Source organism: Pseudomonas sp. 8Z (assembly GCF_902506535.1).
Taxonomy (GTDB): domain Bacteria; phylum Pseudomonadota; class Gammaproteobacteria; order Pseudomonadales; family Pseudomonadaceae; genus Aquipseudomonas.
Genome location: NZ_LR733825.1, coordinates 21,218 through 39,286 on the forward strand (window position 1 = coordinate 21,218; position 18,069 = coordinate 39,286).

Annotated in this window: 15 protein-coding genes and 1 pseudogene; 13 read left to right on the forward strand and 3 right to left on the reverse strand. The window is 62.4% G+C overall.

The genetic code is table 11. The features are described 5' to 3' along the window. Positions 1-48 precede the first annotated feature (48 nt). From AERO9A_RS04345 to AERO9A_RS04400, 13 genes and pseudogenes are all read left to right on the forward strand, one after another. Positions 49-2,028 (forward strand): annotated as a pseudogene (locus AERO9A_RS04345) (GumC family protein); the annotation flags it as partial. Positions 2,029-2,310: 282 nt separating this feature from the next. Continuing rightward, positions 2,311-2,676 (forward strand): cupin domain-containing protein, encoded by a 366-nt coding sequence (locus AERO9A_RS22410; RefSeq protein ID WP_256665891.1) that lies wholly within the window; start codon positions 2,311-2,313, stop codon positions 2,674-2,676. Between the two features lie 111 nt (positions 2,677-2,787). After that, on the forward strand, positions 2,788-3,147 hold the full coding sequence (locus tag AERO9A_RS04350; protein ID WP_159970711.1) for a cupin domain-containing protein: 360 nt from the start codon (positions 2,788-2,790) through the stop codon (positions 3,145-3,147). A gap of 247 nt (positions 3,148-3,394) precedes the next feature. Then, positions 3,395-5,386, forward strand: coding sequence for a lipopolysaccharide biosynthesis protein (locus AERO9A_RS04355; protein ID WP_159970712.1), 1,992 nt, complete (start codon positions 3,395-3,397; stop codon positions 5,384-5,386). Then, positions 5,386-6,570, forward strand: a complete 1,185-nt coding sequence (locus AERO9A_RS04360; RefSeq protein WP_159970713.1) for a glycosyltransferase — start codon at positions 5,386-5,388, stop codon at positions 6,568-6,570. Before AERO9A_RS04355 ends, AERO9A_RS04360 begins: the two co-directional genes overlap by 1 nt. Next, complete coding sequence (locus AERO9A_RS04365) at positions 6,567-7,895, forward strand: cellulase family glycosylhydrolase (protein ID WP_159970714.1); 1,329 nt, start codon at positions 6,567-6,569, stop codon at positions 7,893-7,895. Before AERO9A_RS04360 ends, AERO9A_RS04365 begins: the two co-directional genes overlap by 4 nt. 8 nt (positions 7,896-7,903) lie before the next feature. Next, positions 7,904-9,112 (forward strand): glycosyltransferase family 4 protein, encoded by a 1,209-nt coding sequence (locus AERO9A_RS04370; protein ID WP_159970715.1) that lies wholly within the window; start codon positions 7,904-7,906, stop codon positions 9,110-9,112. Then, on the forward strand, positions 9,103-10,200 hold the full coding sequence (locus AERO9A_RS04375) for a glycosyltransferase family 1 protein (protein WP_159970716.1): 1,098 nt from the start codon (positions 9,103-9,105) through the stop codon (positions 10,198-10,200). Before AERO9A_RS04370 ends, AERO9A_RS04375 begins: the two co-directional genes overlap by 10 nt. Further along, a complete protein-coding gene (locus tag AERO9A_RS04380) occupies positions 10,200-11,597 on the forward strand; it encodes an O-antigen ligase (RefSeq protein WP_159970717.1) in 1,398 nt (465 codons plus the stop codon). The genes AERO9A_RS04375 and AERO9A_RS04380 overlap by 1 nt, the downstream gene beginning before the upstream one ends. Further along, positions 11,594-12,403 carry an acyltransferase gene (locus AERO9A_RS04385; RefSeq protein WP_159970718.1) on the forward strand — a complete coding sequence of 270 codons (810 nt, stop codon included), beginning with the start codon at positions 11,594-11,596 and terminating at the stop codon, positions 12,401-12,403. The genes AERO9A_RS04380 and AERO9A_RS04385 overlap by 4 nt, the downstream gene beginning before the upstream one ends. Before the next feature lie 4 nt (positions 12,404-12,407). Further along, on the forward strand, positions 12,408-13,820 hold the full coding sequence (locus AERO9A_RS04390) for a lipid II flippase MurJ (RefSeq protein WP_159970719.1): 1,413 nt from the start codon (positions 12,408-12,410) through the stop codon (positions 13,818-13,820). Between the two features lie 393 nt (positions 13,821-14,213). Further along, complete coding sequence (locus AERO9A_RS04395) at positions 14,214-15,284, forward strand: hypothetical protein (RefSeq protein ID WP_159970720.1); 1,071 nt, start codon at positions 14,214-14,216, stop codon at positions 15,282-15,284. A gap of 3 nt (positions 15,285-15,287) precedes the next feature. Then, positions 15,288-15,818, forward strand: coding sequence for a hypothetical protein (locus tag AERO9A_RS04400; RefSeq protein WP_159970721.1), 531 nt, complete (start codon positions 15,288-15,290; stop codon positions 15,816-15,818). A gap of 49 nt (positions 15,819-15,867) precedes the next feature. Here AERO9A_RS04400 and AERO9A_RS04405 read toward each other — a convergent pair whose 3' ends face one another. The 3 genes from AERO9A_RS04405 to AERO9A_RS04415 form a co-directional block, all read right to left on the reverse strand. Next, entirely contained in the window at positions 15,868-16,662 is a 795-nt protein-coding gene (locus AERO9A_RS04405) for a hypothetical protein (protein WP_159970722.1), read from the reverse strand. 213 nt (positions 16,663-16,875) lie between these two features. After that, the gene (locus AERO9A_RS04410; RefSeq protein ID WP_159970723.1) at positions 16,876-17,100 is read right to left on the reverse strand and encodes a hypothetical protein; all 225 of its coding nucleotides are present in this window, start codon (positions 17,098-17,100) and stop codon (positions 16,876-16,878) included. Positions 17,101-17,265: 165 nt separating this feature from the next. Further along, positions 17,266-17,688, reverse strand: coding sequence for a hypothetical protein (locus AERO9A_RS04415; protein ID WP_159970724.1), 423 nt, complete (start codon positions 17,686-17,688; stop codon positions 17,266-17,268). Between the last annotated feature and the right edge of the window lie 381 nt (positions 17,689-18,069).

Consider the following 18,069-nt stretch of genomic DNA (forward strand, 5'->3'; position numbering starts at 1 on the left):
CGAGTGGCTGTACAGGCCACTCACTGGCACTCACATTGGAGTGATTAAGTGCTCGACATCCGTTCCTTCCGCGATCTGCTGCGTCTGTTCTTCATCTTTCGCCGGGAGTTCCAGCTAGCGGTCATCGCCACTGTCGTGGTGGCCGTGCTGGGCGCTTTCCTGCTGCCGACGAAGTACGAATCTACGGCGCGTATGTTGGTCAAGCCCGGGCGCTATAGCACCACCATGCCGATTGAGGCGACCAATCGGGCGGCCTTGATCGCGCCCAGCACTCAGCGTGACCCGATCGTCGATGAGGAAAAGCTGCTCACTGGACGGCCGATCGTGCACCTGGTTGCCGAGCGCTATTTGCAGCAGATGGCCAACTATCAGCCGCAGGGCTTCTGGAAAACCGTCAAGTTCCATGTCGGCTCGGTCATCAATTCCGCCATCGAGGTGCTGCGTAGCGGGCTGCAACTGCTGGGGTTGGTCGAGGAGCAATCGCCGGTCGAGCGCCTGGCCAAGAAACTGGAGAAGAACTTCGTCGTCGGCCATGAGCCTGGCTCAGCAGTGATGGAGGTCAGCTTCACCTGGAACGACCCTTATATCGCCCAGCAGGTTGTCAAGACCTGGATCGACGCCTATCTGGATGAGCGTACCCGTGCGTTGGGGCGCGACAGCTTGTATTCGTTCTACGAGGCTGAGCGCGACAAGGTTGGCGATCAGATCGACGGTCTCAAACATGCCTTGCGCGAACGCCTGCAGAAGGTCAACGCCATCAGCGTTCAGGAACGCCTGGAAAACCTCACCAACCAGATCAATCGGCTTGCTGATGCCCGTGCCGAAAAGGTCAACGAACAAGCGGGTATCGCCACCTTCCTGGTCGATGCTCGCCAGCAGCTCAAGCGCCAGCCAGGCGAGCTGGTGACCGCCCGCGAGATCAGCCTCAACCCCACTCAGCTCGACATGCGCCGTCGCCTCAATGCCCTGGAAGAGCAGCGTTCGAACCTGCTGCGCACCTTCATGCCAGACGCCCCGCCGGTGCGCGAGGTGGAGCAGAGCATCAAGCAGATTCAGGAACTGATCGCCAAGGAGGCCGAGCGTATCGAACGCTCGCAGAACCTCTCGCCCAACAGCGTAGCGACCAGCCTGCGTCAGCAGATCGTCGACGCCGAGTTGCGTGAGCGTCAATTGGCCGGGCAGGTGCGTGATTACGACCGGCAACTCAAGGCGCTGCGCGATGAGCGTCTCAAGGTGATGGGCGACGAGCCCGAGATCAACCGGCTGTTGCTGGAGCTCGATAACGCCGAGAAGAGCTTCGTTCTGTATGGCGAGAATCTGGAAAAGGCGCGTATCGATCAGGCTCTCGATCAAAGTCAGATCAGCAATATCGCCTTGCTCGAAGAGGCCACGCTCAATCCATCGCGAGTCTTCCCCAAGAGCCTGATTATTCTGGCGCTGGCGCTGCCCCTTGGTCTGGCGGTCGGCCTGTTGACGCTGTACCTGTGCTTCCTGCTCGATCAGCGCATCCATGATGGTGCGCGCCTCGAAGAGGTGTTCAAGGTGCCGCTGTGGACAACCCTGCAGGATCTGGGGCCGCGCCCCTGGAAGGTGGTCAGCGCCTTTACCGCAAGCATCTACCGACTCTATAGCCAGTTGCCGCTGGAGCGCATCGAGCGCGACGGGCTGACCCTCGCGCTGACTTCGGCGCGACCGGGGGAGGGCGTGCGTTTCGTCAGCGAGCATCTCGGCCAATTGCTGAGCGAGCGTGGTCATCGCGTGCGCTTTAGCGGCGATGAACCGGCGCGTCCTGGGGAAATCCTGCTGCTCAATGCCTCCTCGCTGCTGAGTAATCAGGAGGCCTTTCTGGCGCTGCGTCGGGCGGATCTGATTGCCCTGGTGATCGAGGCCAACACCAGCACTATTCCGGTGGTGCAGAACGCCTTGTCGGTGCTCAACACCGCGTTCGGCAAGATCGACGGCATCATCCTCAACAAGCGCCGCTTCGAAGTGCCGACGCGTGTGCTCAATTGGCTGGCCGACGGGCGCAGCGGCGAGGCTCCGCAGCCTGCTGTGGCGGCTGTGCAGCATTCGCCCGATGAGCCCGGCATTGCCGCCGTGCCAGCCGTCGCAACACTGAGCGAAGCTCCTGCTCCTGCTCCTGCTCCTGCTCCTGCTCCTGCTCCTGCTCCTGCGCAGGCGGCAGCCGCACCTGCTGCCAGCACGGCCTTGCGCAGCCCAGTGATCATGCCGGCTGCGCAAACCCAGGCGGACGTTGTGGCGGTGCCGCCGTTGTTGACCGTGCAGGCAACGCCTGCCGCGCCTAGCTACATGCCAGCCGCTGTGGGCACAGGTGTCAGGCATTCATACGAATGGGGCGACAGTCGCCTGATTGAGCAAACACCGCTGCACAGTGTGCTGCAGGTCGAGCTCAAGCCTGGCGTGGTTATTGCGCCACATTTCCATGCTCACCGTAGCAAGCATCTGATGATGCTCTCGGGCATTCTGCAGGTGGAAATCGCCGGGCAGCTCTACCGTCTGCGCGAGGGCGACAGCGTCGAAGTCGCCATCGAACAGGTGCATGTGTTGAGCAATCCGGGGGTTTCTCCCGCACGTTTCTTCGAAGTACGCCTTGGCGAATACCTCGAAGAAGACGATGTGGTGTTCGCGCAGCACAACCAATCCATGGCCGAGTGATTCATCATGGCCTTGCCAGCCAAGCGCCGCTTGGCGTGATATAGCCGCGGTTCCTGGCGTAGCTCGCCGGAGCCGGACACGACAACTTCAAGCATTAAGGAATAGTTATTCATGGCCAACGAATTTTTCCACGCCGCCAGCACCGCGCCTCAGGGGCTTTGCCAACATACCTGGGGCACCAGCCTGGCTCTGGAAGAGTCGCCGCGTCATTGCCTGGTCAAGGTCACCATCGCGCCGGGTCAAGGGCTGCCTGCTCACTACCACCAGCACCGCAGCAAGCGCCTGCTGGTGCTGTCCGGCATTCTGCATGTCGATATCGACGGCCAGGTGCACCGCCTGCGTGCAGGTGAGGGGCTGGGCGTGGCGCTGGAACAGGTGCACGCAATGAACAACCCCAGCGTGGCTCCGGTGCAGTTCTATGAAATTCAGTCGGGCGATTACTTCGGTGCCGAGGACGTCACCTTCGTCTGAAATTGAACGCCGCCTGTGCGCTCCGGCCTGGCCGGGCGCTGGCGGCATGATTACATGCCATCGTGCAAGGAGTCGCCGTGATCGGATTTCGAGCCCACTGCGTTACCGTCTGCAAGGCCAGCGCCAGCGAGCACCCGCCGCGTAGGGCTGAGCAGTTGGCCGTCTCCGCACACGATGCCCGAATTCTTCCTGCCGCCTCGCGTTACCAGGCGTCCGTGCTGCCCTCGTCCGTCATGAGTATGTCTAGATGATCGATATCCGCTCTTTCCGCGATTTACTGCGGCTGTTCTTCATCTTCCGGCGCGAGTTCGAGGCGGCGGTGGTGGCCACTCTGGTTCTGGTGCTGCTGGGCGCTTTTCTGCTGCCGGCCAAGTACGAGTCCAATGCGCGCCTGCTGGTCAAACCGGGGCGTGAGAGCACAACGCTGCCCATCGAAGTGGCCAACCGCCAGGCCTTGATCGCGCCCAGCACACAGCGCGACCCCATCGTCGATGAGGAAAAGATGCTCACCGGGCGCCCGATCGTGCGTATCGTGGCTGAGCGTTACCTTGAGCAGATGGCGGGTTATCAGCCGCAAGGCGTGTGGAAAACCATCAAGTTCGAGGTCGGCAAGGTTGCCAATGCGGTGATCGAAGCGCTGCGCAGCGTGTTGCAAATGCTTGGCCTGGTCGAGGAGCAGTCGCCGGTCGATCGTCTGGCCAAGAAGCTGGAGAAGAATTTCACCGTCGGTCATGAGCCCGGCTCGGCAGTCATGGAAATCAGCTTCAAGTGGGATGACCCGGCCATCGCCCAGAAGGTGGTGCAGACCTGGGTTGATGCCTACCTCGAAGAGCGCGCCCGCACTCTTGGCCGCAAGAGCCTGCAGGTGTTCTACGAGAACGAGATGCAGCAGGTCGCGACGCAGATCGACGGCCTGAAGAATGACTTGCGCACGCGCCTGCAGAGCGTCAACGCGGTCAGCGTCAAGGAGCGTCTGGAGAACCTTACCGACCAGATCAATCGTCTGGCCGATGCGCGTGCCGAGAAGCTCAATGATCAAGCCGGTATCAGCAGCTTCCTGGCCGACGCCCGCCAGCAGCTCAAGCGCCAGCCGCAGGAAGTGGTGACCGCCCGCGAGGTCAGCCTCAACCCCAACCAGCTTGATCTGCGTCGTCGTCTCAATGCGCTGGAAGAGCAGCGCGCCGGCCTGCTGCGCACCTTCCTGCCCGACGCACCGCCGGTACGCGAGGTCGATCAGAGCATCGAGCAGATGAAGGGCATGATCGCCCGCGAGGCCGAGCGTATCGAGCGCTCGAAGAACTTCGCGCCCAATTCCATCGTGGTCAACCTGCAGCAGCAGATCGTCGATGCCGAGCTGCGCGCCAAGCAGTTGGCTGGCCAGCTCAAGGATTACCAGACGCAGCTCGACCAGTTGCAGCAAGAGCGCCTGCGCGTGATGGCCGATGAGCCGGTGATTAGCCGCTTGCTGCTGGAGCTGACCAACGCCGAGAAGAGTTACGCGCTGTATGCCGAAACCCTGGAGAAGGCGCGCATCGACCAGGCGCTGGACAACAGCCAGATCAGCAACATCGCCAAGATCGAAGAGGCCACCTTCAACCCCAGCCGCGTCTTCCCCAAAAGCCTGATGATGCTCCTGCTGGCCTTGCCTGCCGCATTGGCGGTGGGGCTGCTGACGCTGTACCTGTGCTACCTGATTGATCAGCGCATCCACGACGGCGCGCGTGTCGAAGCAGTGTTCAAAGTGCCGCTGTGGAGCACGTTGCAGGATCTCGGCCCGCAACCCTGGAAACTCGACAGCGCCTTTACCGCCAGCCTCTATCGGCTCTACAGCCACCTGCCCACGGAGCGCATCGAGCGCCAGGGGCTGACGCTGGCACTGGCCTCGGCGCGACCTGGCGAAGGCGTACGCTTCGTCACCGAGCAGTTGGCCCGCTTGCTGATCGAGCGCGGCCATCAGGTACGCCTGCTCGGCAACGAACCGGCGCGGCCAGGTGAAGTGTTGATCCTCAACGCCTCCTCGCTGTTGAGCAATCAGGAGGCCTTTATCGCCTTGCGCCGCGCCGACCTGATCGCGCTGGTGGTCGAGGCCAAGACCAGCACCATTCCGGTGGTGCAGAACGCCCTGTCGCTGCTCACCACCGGTTTCGGCAAGGTCGATGGCATCATCCTCAACAAGCGCCGCTTCGAGGTGCCGGGTTACGTGCTGGATCTGATCCGCCGCCTGCGAGGCGGGGCCTGATGCGTATTGCCCTGCTGGCGCCGCTGCCACCCGAGCAGACCGGCATCGCCGACTACGCCGCGCACCTGAGCGCGGTGTTGCAGGCCGCTGGTGTCGAGGTGGTGTGCCCGCTGCGGGGCTGTGGCGTGGATTTGCAACGTACCGAGGCGGCGCTCGCCGCGTTCGATTGGAGCACGGTGGATCTGGCGCACGCCGAGCTGGGCGGCGGTCGCCTGGGGGAGTTCCAAGCACTGCGCTGGCTGCAGCAGCACCGCCCGCAACTGCCGCTGACCGCCACCGTGCATGACCCCGAACGCCTGGTCTGGCGCCGTGCGAGCCTGCCGTGGCCGCTGCGTTGGCTAGGCCGTTTGCCGAGCCCGTTGCCACAACTGGCGGCGCTGCTGGCTGATCCGCTGACCCTGCGTGAAGAGCGCCGCGTCGCCCAAGGGCTGGCGCGGGTGATTACGCTCACCGAACTGGGCGGTCGCCTGCTGGCCAAGCGTATGCGCCTGTCCGCCGGGAGGCAGGTCAGCATCGCCCATGGCAACCTGATCATCGACGCGCAGCCGCTGCCACCCGCCGCGCCGCTGCGCTTGCTGTACTTCGGCTTTATCTATCGCGGCAAGGGCATCGAGGATCTGCTCGACGCGCTGGCCGCGACGCTGCAGCGTCGGCCCGATCTGCAAGGGCGCATTCGCCTGACCCTGGCCGGCGGCAGTGCGCCGGAAATCGCCTTCGGCCCGCGTGGCAACTACCTCGACGAGTTGCGTGAGCGTGCCCGTGAACGGCAGCTCGACGCCGTGCTCGACTGGGCGCTGGACTTGCCATCGGCGGACATTGCCCGCTGCATCCAGGCGCACCATGTGCTGGTGCTGCCGTATCGCGAATCGAAGAAGCTCAGCCTGCTCGGCGAGATGCGTGGCACCAGCGGCGCGCTGTCCTGGGCCAACGCTTGCGGGCGCGGGGCTATCACCTCCGATGCACGGGCCTTCGCCGAAGAAGTGCGCGAGGGCAATGGCCTGACCTACCCTCAAGGTGATATTGCCGCGCTGTCGACCTGCATCGAGCAAGCGGCGGATCAGCCCGAGCGCGTCGTGCAATGGGCCGAGCAGGCCGCACGTATTGGCGCGGCGCGCGCCTGGCCGAAAACAGCCGAGCGCTTTCAGCAACTTTTCGCCGAGGTCTGCCAAGGAGCCCGTCGATGATCAGCCCCCTGTTTTCACGATTGACCCTGTTGGCAACCCTGACGCTGGGCCTGGCTGGCTGTGGCATGAGCCAGCCAGCGCAGGCCGAGGCGACGCAATTGAAGGCGCCGCGTGCGGTGGTCTGGAAGGATTTCCTCGGGGTCAACGCGCACTTTCTCTGGTTTAGCCCGGAGCAATATCGCCAGCAGATGCGCCGCTTTCATGACTTGGGCCTGGAGTGGACGCGCATCGACCTGCATTGGGATCGTCATGAGGAGAAGGAGGGCCAGTACCGCCTGGGCGAGCTGGATCAGATGGTGAGCGACCTCAAGGCGCAGCAGCTCAAGTCGGTGCTGTATCTGGTGGGTTCGGCTCCGCATGCCACCAGCGCGCCGCCCGGCTCGCCAACCCCCGACCAATACCCGCCGAAAGATCCTCAGCTATTCGCCAAGACCATGGCAATGCTGGCTCAGCGTTACCCGAGCGTTGATGCCTGGCAGGTGTGGAACGAGCCGAACCTGCCGTCGTTCTGGCGCCCGCACGAAGATGCGGAAGGCTATGGGCGCCTGCTGCAGGTCACCACTCAAGCCCTGCGCCAGGTCGCACCGGACAAGCCGGTGGTGATGGGCGGCATGGCCTATTACAGCCAGATGCCGGTCAAAGGTGGGCTAATGCTGGAAAGCCTGGGCAAGCTCGGCGTGCAGCAACTGGGCACGATCGTGGCCTATCACCCCTATTCGCAAGAGCCGGAAACCGACGAGCCCGGCGCGCGTGATTTCGTCCTGCGCAGCCAGCAGCTCAACGCCACCCTGCGCAGCGTGCAGGTGCCGGCGATCTGGGCCACCGAGTGGGGCTGGTCGAGCTACAACGGGCCGAAGGAGTTGCAGGAAATCATCGGCGACCAGGGCCAGGCCGACTACGTGCTGCGCCGTCTGGCACTGATGAGCGCGCTGGATTATGACAAGGTGTTCCTCTTCGCCCTGTCGGATCTCGACCGCCGCGCCTCGGCGCGCGACCAGCATTACGGCCTGCTCGATCTGCAAGGCAAGCCCAAACCGGTCTACCTGGCACTGCAGCGCTTTTTGAAACTGACCGGGCCGCGCCTGGAACCGGCTGATGCACCGGCGCTGGAGTCGGTGCCCGATGATCTGTTCAGCGTTGCCTGGCGCCGTGAGGACGGCAAGCACGTCTGGTTATTCTGGAGCGCCAGTGCGGCGCAACTGCACCTGCCGAATCTGACCGGCGCCGAGTTGCATGATCCGCTCAGCGGCGGGCAGGCCAGCCTCAGCGATGCTGGCGGCGTGCGCGTCAAGGCCAAACCCAGCCTGCAGATGCTGGTGTGGTGAGCACCTCGATGCGCGTGCTTTGGGTCGTGCCCTATCTGCCCTGGCCCACCACCAGTGGCGGCAAGACGCGCCAGTATCAGTTGCTGCGCGCCCTGGCCGCGCGTGGCCATCGCATTACCTTGCTGGTGCAGTCCAAGACGCCGCCGGACGATGAATGCCGGCGCATGCTCGAACCCCTGCTGGAGCGCCTGATCGTTCTGCCACGGCGCAGTCTGCGCAGCCCGCTGACCCTGCTCGCCGCGCTGTTCGCGCCCTGGCCGCTGCTCACTACGGTCAACGGCCTGTCCTCGGCGTTCAGTGCGCGGTTCAGTGCCTTGCTGGAGGAGGGCGGCTGGGATGTGGTGCAGGTGGAGCACAGCTACGGCCTGCAACCGCTGCTCGGCCCTCTGCAGCAGAAGCGGCAGCCTTTCGTACTCACCGAACACAACCTCGAATCGGCGCTGGGTGCGGCGACCTATGACCGCTTGCCGCGTTGGCTGGCGCCTTTCATCCACTATGACCAATGGCGCGCGCGCCGCTGGGAGCGCCAGGCGTTCGCGGCGGCCAGTCGCGTGGTGGCCGTGACCGAAGCCGATGCCCAGGCCATGCGCGCTATCACGCAAACGCCGGTGGCGGTGGTGGTCAATGGCGTCGACTGCCAGGCCTTCGCCTCGGTACAGGCCGAGCTGAGCAGTCAGCGTGTGTTGTTCGTCGGCAACTATGAATACGCGCCCAACTGCGACGCCGTGCAGTGGGCGCTGGACGAAATCTTTCCCCTTGTGTGGCAGCGTTGCCCGCAGGCGCGTTTTGCCGTCGCCGGTTACGCCTTGCCCGCCGCCTGGGCGCAGCGCTGGAGTGATCCGCGTATCGAGTGGCATGGCTTCGTCGCAGATCTGCCGCAGTTGCAGGCGAGTTGCGCGAGCTTTCTCGCGCCGCTACGCCATGGTGGCGGCTCCAAGCTCAAGGTGATCGAGGCGCTGGCCGCCGGTTTGCCTTTGGTCAGCACGGCGCAGGGCGTTTCCGGCCTGGCCGTCGAGGGCGCGCATGATTACCTGCCGGGCGAGAGCGCCGAAGCGTTGGCCAATGCTCTGGCACAGGTGCTCGGTGATGCTCAATTGGCCCAGGGTTTGGCCGAAGCAGGGCGGGCTTATGTACGCCGTGAGCACGATTGGTCGGGCGCTGCCGAGCGCCTGGAAGCCCTTTATCAGGATATGCAGCAGGAGCAGGTATGCGCGTAGGTCTGGATTACCGGCCGGCTACCGTCGCCCCGGCATCGGGCATCGGTCGTCAGGTGCGAGCGCTGGAGCAGGCGCTGCAGGCGCGTGCCGATACCGAGCTGGTGCGCTTTAGCGAAGCGCCCCTGGCGCATGTGCAGCGGCAAAGCGCGCGCTGCCCTAAGTGGGCCAGCCCGCTGGACGGCCTGCAGCGCCCACAGGTGCGCTGGCGTTTCGAGGCCAAGTTCCTGCCCGGTGCACTGCGCGAGGCGGGCATCGAGCTGTACATCTCCACCGCCAACATGGGCCTGCCGCTGGCGCGCAAGCACGGGCGGCGCCAGGTGCTGGTGCTGCATGACCTGTTTCAGCTAACCGAGCGCAACTTCCACCGCTCCCGGCTCAAGGCCCTGGCCTATCGCCTGATCGACGGGCTGTCGATTGCCTGGTCGGTGCTGACGGCTGATCGCGTCTGGTGCCCGTCGCAGTTCTCGGCTGACGAAGCCGCGCGGCTGTTCCCCTTTGCGCGCGGCAAGCTGCGCGTGCTGCCCAATCTGGTCAACGGTTTCGCCACGGTTACACCTGAAATGCCAAGCGATTTGCCGCCGCGTTATTGGCTGGCAGTGGGCACGCGCGAGCCGCGCAAGAATATGCCGCTGTTTCTCCAGTGCTGGCAGCAGGCACGCCAGCGCAGTGCCGAGGTGCCCGATCTGGTGCTGGTCGGCCAGGCTGACGATGTAGCGCCAGAGCTGCGCAAGCTGGCTGGGCTACATTGGCGCAGCGGTTTGAGCGAGGCGCAGTTGTGCGGCCTCTACACCGGCGCCGAATGCCTGTGGCAGCCGTCCTATGCCGAGGGCTTCGGTCTGCCGGTGGTTGAGGCCTTGAGCGTCGGCACGCCGGTCGCCGCCGCCACCGGCTCGTCGCTCGACGAAGTGCTGCCGCCGGCCAGCCCGCGCTTCGCCCCGCATGATCGACAGGGGCTGATCGACTGCCTGGTTGGCGTCGCCGAACAGCCGCCGGCGCGTGGCGAGGAACTGGCCGCCTGGGCGCGGCGTTATGACTTTGCGGCGTACAGCCGCCGTCTGGATGAATTGCTTGGGGAGTTGCCGCGCTGATGGCCATGGGATTACCTGTCGCACTGATCCTCGGCGTGCTGTTCGGCGTGCTGCTGTGGTTTCTCAGTGTTGGCAAGCTGGCGATTCTGCTGGCCGGCGCCGCGCTGACCCTGACCCTGCTGCGCAAGCCGCTGTGGGGCCTGCTGCTGTTCGCCGTGCTGGCCACCAGCATCCCTTACACCACGGTGCAGGTGGGCATCCGCACCACCATTAGCGAGGCGGTGCTGGGGCTGACCTGGGTGGCGCTGCTGTGGCAAGCCTTTCTCGGGCAAACGCGCAACTTGCTGCAGTGGCGCCCGGTGGAGCGCACGCTGCTCTGGCTGATGCTCTACAGCGCCCTGCCATTCGTGGTCGGCATGGTGATCATCTCCGCCGAGGGCAACGGCCCGGTGAACTGGGTGCGCTGGCTGATGAATCTGTCGCTGCTGTTCATGGTGCCGCTGCTGCTGCGTAGCGACAGCGACCGCGATCAACTGATCGTGGCGCTGCTCTTGGGCAACCTGGCGATGCTCTGTCTGTCGGTGTTCATGTTCCTCAAGGATCGCGACGCCACCACCATGGTGCCGATTCTCACCGACCTCAAATACGCCCACCCCGAGGCGGTGCTCGACATCTTCTCGGCCAACTACCAGCGCATGGCTTCGCCCTGGGTGCACCCGAACCTGACTGGTGGCGTGCTCGCCCTGTTCGTGCCGCTGGCTTTGCTCTACGGCTGGACGCGCAGCGGCTGGCGGCGCCTGCTGGGGCTGTCGGTGGCGGTGCTGGGGTGCGCCGGGCTGCTGTTCAGCATCTCGCGCGGCGCCATCGTCTCGCTGGCGCTGGTGCTGCTATGGCTGACCTACAAACGCACGCCTTACAGTGGGCGTATTCTCGGCTTGGGCGTGGCCTTCGGCGCGGCCCTGGTGCTGTTCTACCCGCCATTGCAGGAACGCCTGCTGAGCATGTTCTCGGCGAGCAACGCGAGTACCGAGATTCGCTTCATGGAATACGAGATGTTCCCCGAAGCAATGGCGCGTTACCCGCTGGGTATCGGCTTCAAGGTCGACCCGCCGGTGCCGGGCAGTGGCCTGCTGGGCATCTCCAACCTGTGGCTGAACTTCATCTACAAGATCGGCATTCCCGGCATGCTGCTGTTCATCGCCGTCACCCTGCTGTGGTGGCGCGAGGTGCGCCCGAGTGGGGCGGTGCGGCGCATCGACGCCGACAACGCCATCTGGCTCGGCAGCATGGCCGGGGTCATGGCGGCCATCCTCACCGGCCTGTTCGACCACTATTACAGCTTCACCTACGTGCTCATCGCCTTGTTCTGGCTGCTTATGGGGCTCAGCCTGCAGGTTGTGCGCCTAAACCCGCATGTGCGCGATGACAGCGACTCTCACAGGGAAAACTCGCCATGAAACACCGTGTCAGGCTGCGTTCGGATCTGCGTGCTCAACTGGATGACTACGCCTCCAGGCTGGGCGTGCCGCGCGATGAGCTGGAAGCGGCGCTGCAATGGATGTTCGAGCATGACGTGGCGTTCGATGAGGACGGCGTCTACAGCATCAGCTCGGTGGATATCGAGTCGCGTATCGAAAACCCGCTGGCGAAGCGTTTCTACGCCCTGCTCAAGACCGAAATCCCGGCGACTTTCGTGCCGCTGTACGGCAAGAACTGGGTGACCCTGAAAGACCGCTGGCTGCGTGCCTGGGAGCAGGCCTACAACATCCTGATCAACAAGATCCCCAGTCATCATGTGCGTATCTGGTGGCTGCGCGCCGGTGGCGCGAAGATCGGCAAGGGCTCGTCAATCTGGCGCAACACCGAGGTGCTGGGCGTGGAGAACCTGGTGATCGGTGACGACAGCGTGATCGCCTGGCACTGCCAGGTCGATGCCCGTGCCGGTCTGGTGATCGGCGATCATGTGGCGGTCGCCTCGCACGTGCTGATCATCGCCGGCACCCATGACCTGACAGCGCCGGAGTTCTGGTCGGTGTCGGCGCCCATCTATATCGACGACTACGCCTGGATCGCCAGCCGCGCGCTGATCGGCCAGGGTTCACACATCGGCCGTGGCGCCGTGGTGACCGCCAATACCGTGGTGGCCAAGGAAGTCGCGCCCTACAAGATCATCGGCGGCACGGGCGCCAAGATCATGGGCGAGCGCCCCCACGACCTGAACTACAAGGTCGGCGGCAAGGGCCTGTTCACCTTGTTCCACTGATCGGATGTTCAACAGCACGCTGTGGCTGACCCTGGCCACCTTGGCAGGCCTTGGCCTGGGCTTTGCCCGCGAGTGGCTGCTGGTGACCTCCTGGGGCGCCGGGGAGCGCAGCGACGCCTTTATCGTTGCGCTGTTTCTGCCGGAGGCGCTGCGCATGGCGTTGGCTGGCGGCCTGCTGGCCGCTGCCGCGCTGCCGTTGTATGGCCAGCGTGACGAGGCGAGCCGGCGCCGCTGGCTGAATGCAGTCAGCCCCTGGCTGCTGTTGATCGCTATTACCATCTGGGCAGCGCTGGCGCTGGCGGCGCCGTTGTGGGTGCGCCTGATCGGCCCAGGGCTGGGCGAACAAGCGCGGCAGGTGGCGGGCGACAGCCTGACGCTGCTGGCTGCCTGCATTCCCGGCTTGTTCCTGCATGCCATCCTGAGCATCCCGTTGCAGGCGCGCGAGCGTTTCGTCCTGGTCGGCCTGGGCTCGCTGATGTTCAACCTGCCGGCGGTGGCCTACCTCGGCTGGCAGGGCGCCGCCAGCCAACCCGCCGAGCTGGCGCTGGCCTGCGTAATGGGCAGCCTGCTGATGCCGCTGTCGCTGTTGCCTGCGGGCTGGCGTCTGGGTTGGCGGCCCTGGGCTCGGCAGCGCGAGGCCGGTGCCGCGCGTGAGCTGCTGGGGCGCATGGGCCCGCTGCTGGCCAGCAACCTGGCCAGCCATGGCCTGGCGCTGCTGGAGCGCATGGTTGCCAGCCTGCTGGGCGAAGGCGTGGTCACCTGGGTCAACCTCGCGCGCAAGCTGATCAACCTGCCGCTGATCGCCCTGATGAACCTCAATCAGGTGCTGCTGGGCATGATGAGCGCACGCCAGGCCGGTGCGCGCCTGGCGTTGCTGCACCAGGGCCTGGCCGCCGCCACCCTGTTCAGCCTGCCGGCTTCCTTCGGCCTGATTGCCGCCAGCCCGACCTTCATCCTTTACCTCCTGCCAGCGGGCGCTACCGCAGGCCCCTTGCCGTTGCTGCTGGCCTGGTTCTCCGTGCCCCTGGTATTCGGCGCCTGGAACGCCCTGCTGGCACGCTACGCCTACGCCGCAGGCGACACGGCACTGCCGCTGCGCTGCGAGCTGCTGGGTGGCCTTATCAATGCGCTGCTGCTGGTCAGCCTGCCGTTCGTCTTCGACGCACCGGGCATCGCCCTGGCTGCAATCGGCGGCGTGATCGCCACTGGCCTGTCACTGCTACGCCGCCAGGGCCTGCTCGACGCCGTACGCTGGCGCCAGCAGGGGGCAGTCAGCATCGCTCTGCTGAGCCTGGCGGCTCTGCTTATCCATCCCATGCAGGCGGGCATCGCGCAATTGCTGGTGGCAACGGCGGGGGGAGCGCTGGTGCTCGTCGGGGTTGCGGCCTGGCTGCGGCCCTGGCGTGGGCAGGAATAACGCCCGGAAACACGAAAGCCCCGCATTGCGGGGCTTTCTAATATGGTGCCGGCACCAGGAGTCGAACCCGGGACCTACTGATTACAAGTCGTAGCCTAACGCACCGAGGCCAGCAAAGTCTAGGCTAGGTTGGGCTAGGGTACAATAGTCTTAACTAGCTGATTACATGGAGTTTTGGCCAGTTTTGCCTAGGCGTTGCGAGCTGGGCACTGTACCTGTGGTGTACTTTTTCTGATGGTGCAATTGTGCATCTGGATTCTCCTCGTTAACAATGCAGCAGCCGGGGTGTCTGGCTGCCGCGCTTGGCGAAGCGCTGCCTCATGGATGCTTTCATCTCGACGATTGAGCGCGCAGTTGAGTTCATGCAGTAACAACAACGAGTAAGGGATAACCATGGCTGAGACCGTAACCAAGACGATCCACTACAAGCGGGCTGTTATCTCCGGCGGTGGGAGCTTGCAGGAGATTCTCGGCCGGGTCTTTGCCGAGGGTAGCCCAGCGCACCGTGTTGGCCAGCGGAAAGAGATCGTCAGCGCGGACACCAATAGCTTCCGCGTGATCAACCACAAGCGTGATTACAACGGCATGCTCTTTTGCCAGATGATCTACTTCGAGCCTGGTCGGAGCCAGGCTTACATCACGCTGAATGATGACGCAGAGTCCTATGCCCTTGATGCGCTGACCAACGAGGCGCTCAACAACATTGAGGCTCCGGCTGAGCGGGAGCAGCATCGCAAAGAGTTTGTCGACTCGTTCCTCTACTTTGGTGTCTTCGAGAACCATCTGGTGGTGCTGCAGTCCAGCGCGCTGCGCTCGCGCGAGCTGGAGGCCCATCTTGGTTGGCTGATTGGCAGCTTCGGCGGGGTAGCCGTGGGCACCGCCATCATTCTTCAGGATCAGCCGTCCCAGGAGACCTTTGAGCGGGTCGCCAGGGCGCCGGTGAAGAAGATCGAGATCGGCTCCCCGATGACGACGGCTGAGGTTGTACCAGAGGGTGAGCGCCAGGTGCAGCAAAATGCTGCTCCGGCCCAGCCGGAGGAGGAGCAGGGGATTGATGCACGCCGAGTTCGATTCTTCCCTACTGGATTCGCAGGTGACGTGATCAAGGCCGCTCTGGGGGCTGATTGGTTCAATCGTCTTGATCTGGAGGAGGACCTCGACGAGGCTAACCTCAAGGTCAGTCTGGAAATCACCTACGTTCGTCAGACGACGCGGGTTGGACAGCGGATGCTTGATAACATCGCCACCTCGCTTCGCCACGTCGATGAGGCAGACGTCAGGATTTCACTGAATGGGGGTGGCGAGATCAAGGGCAATGACCTGAAACTATCAGGCCCCATATCAGTCGCAAAGCTTGAGAATGGACTGCTCGATGAGGGTGTCCTATACCACAAGATGCACGGTTGGCTGGTTGGCAAGCTTCGCCAGGGCGAGGCAGATCCAGAGCAGAACGCAGAAGAGTGATAGATGAAAAAGCAAGGTGGATGGACAGGTATTGGCGTGCTGGCAGTGGTGCTTTCCGCTGCTATGGGCGCGCTCCTGGCTCATTACATTGTTTCTTCGTTTGACCGTACCACTGCTCCCGTTGTGCAGTGGGGGTTGTTAACGGTTTTCTTACTGCCAATGGGTTTTGCTATTCAGTTATGGGTCAATCTGAACAGCATACGTGAAACTAAAGGTCTTTCCGGTAGCGAACGTCGGCGTATTCGGGTGACTGTTTCGGAGAAAACGAGACAGGCCCAGATTGCACTGTCATTTTATATGCTGTCGGCGATAATTATTGCTTTTGGGCTTTGGTTCTCTCCAGCGAGTTGGAAGATCTACCACGCTGTAACCGTTTTCACAGGACTAAGCCTTGGCATCAGTATCGCCAGTTTTTTCCTGATGATTCATGAGTGGCGAGAGATTTCTAACTTTAAGAGCAAGGTTTTCGAGCGAAGTATTCGTAATAAGCAACTGGCAAAGAAGCTCGAAGCGCTTAATCCAAAGGGTGAATAAACTTTGGTAAATCAGAGGGCGCTCATTCGGCGCCCTCTTTGATGCCTGGCTATTCTCGCGCCTTCTGAGGGCTTCCGGCGAGGCTTCGGGTGTAATCAAGGTTGTTCACTTTTACTGGGTCAGCCTTTAGCCAGTAGTTCTCAGATTTACAGTTCGTACAGGTCAGTCTCGTGCCGTCTGCACTGAGCGAATACCTCATCTCAGAGTCATTAGAGGGGAACACGAGCTCGTCGTTATCAACCTGAAACTTTCTGTCGATTTCGATTTGTTTGGTTGCGCTGCTGTAGTCGAATGCCCAATGTCTGACCCCTTTCTTAGGCGAGATGGTCATAATCAGAAGCGAGTCATCCTTGAAGTGGCGCTTGGCTACCCAGTCACCATCGAATTTCGCTAATTTTGCGGCCTCAGCTCGACGCTGCTCTTCTTCTTTGATAGCGGCCTGACGCTTTTCTTCCTGCTCCTCTAGCATCAAGTCCACGTCATAGGGCTCCGGCTGGAGTAGAGCCCATTTAGCAGGTAGCCGCAGCTTCCCCTCATTGCAGTTTAAACAATCTAGCCCGCGCTCATCTGCGCCTCGTTTGAATGTTAGGCGTATGTCCTCTTTGGTAGAGTCCAACAACAACTTCCCATTCTTATAGTCAACCTCGAAATCAATTAGGCCGCTGATCTCTGCGGTAGATCTACCGACAAGGAAAATTTTGGCGTCATCCCCAGAGACGTTGAGAACAATCTGCTTGCCGTAAGCTCCGTCGGTTCTGTAGGCGCCACTGAAGTCTTCATCACCACATCCTGACAAGGTTCCTGCAGCGAGAATCGCGGCACCAAATTTGAGGATTTTATTCACAGACTAAGTCCTTTCAGTAAGAGATCGAGCTGATTGAGTGAAGCCTGGCGAGGCTTCGGCTGGGTGCCTGGTTACCGTAGATTCACTTTGTGCGTGGCAGAAGCTGCCATGGCGCTCCTAGACGAGAGCGCCTACGACAAGCGATTGGTGGCATTTTGACACCAAGAAACTGGCGCAGGCCAGCCTCTACTCAAAGAGAGGAAGCTCTCGGCTTTAAAGTCGTACTTCGAAGCTGCTCAGACCGAGCTCGTCGACAAGGGCGGCGAGTTTGTCGAGGCTTTTGAAGACGCGGCTACCGCCGCGCTGCCTCTGAAGGGGGTATAGCTCGTTCCCGAGCTGGACTTGGAGCAGCCAGCCATCAGCAACCTTCTGTATCAAGGTGCGCTGCACTATGCCGGCAGCCACGTATTGGCGCAGATCGGCCTCTTTGACTGGCATGGGGCACCTTTTCTTGGGTCTGAAAAAGCGGAGGGAGGCGGCCCGTAGGTCCTCCTCCCCCTCACTAGCAGCAGAGCCTCTACATACTCTGTTGCGCTGCTGTGGCCCAGTATACTGGGGGCGCTTTAATCGTCAATATTTAAATATTGATTTATCAAGGATTGCTTATTGATTAAGCAGTAGCTCCACTCCGAGCTCTCTGGCCAGTCGCTCTCGTTCCAACGCCTCATCCGCCATGGCAGGCGACCAGCAGCTTTCTGCAAGCTCCATCCGGGCTTGCGGCTCGGCTTCGCCCAAGATCTGCAGCAGAACCACGCGGGTCAACGGATCATCTGTCATAAGGGCGATAGCGCGTAGGCGGTACCGCTCGGGAATGTTTGCAGGCAGTAGAGAGCTGCAGACCATTAGGTTTATCTCCAGCCCCTGCAAGCCCCCTTCCAGAGTTGACCCCCAAACGGAGTCGGCCAGTGTCTCTGTTGCCGTTTCTACTGTCTCGCCAAGAGCCGTTAACACGGCTGCCTTGGCTGCTGCATCGCCGGTGAGCAAGGCAACGAGGCGCAAGGGATCTCGTGCTTTTCCGAGATTCATCAATTTCCTCCTGGTACGAATGCGGAAAGTAACAGGGCCACCGAGAGGCCCAGGAAAATGCTGCTGAACTGCTGCTCCTGGTGGGACTGAGCGCGCCTGCGGAATGCGGCTATTGCAGTAGCTGTAGTCATCAACAGGAGGGCCAGGTAGATGCTGTGTGCGGGGAGTGCCGTTAGCCACGAGATTGCATTAGCTGCCGGAATTGAGAGCAGCACCGATGCAAACCAGCGACGTCGCACCATTGAGGCGTTCATCAGGCCACCCCCCAATATGACACTGTGACGGGCGGCAGCATGCCGAGTACCTGCTCGTAGTGTTCTTCGTGAATATCCTCCCGGCGAGCATCGATCCCAGCTCGCCTATTCAGCTCGCTAACGATAA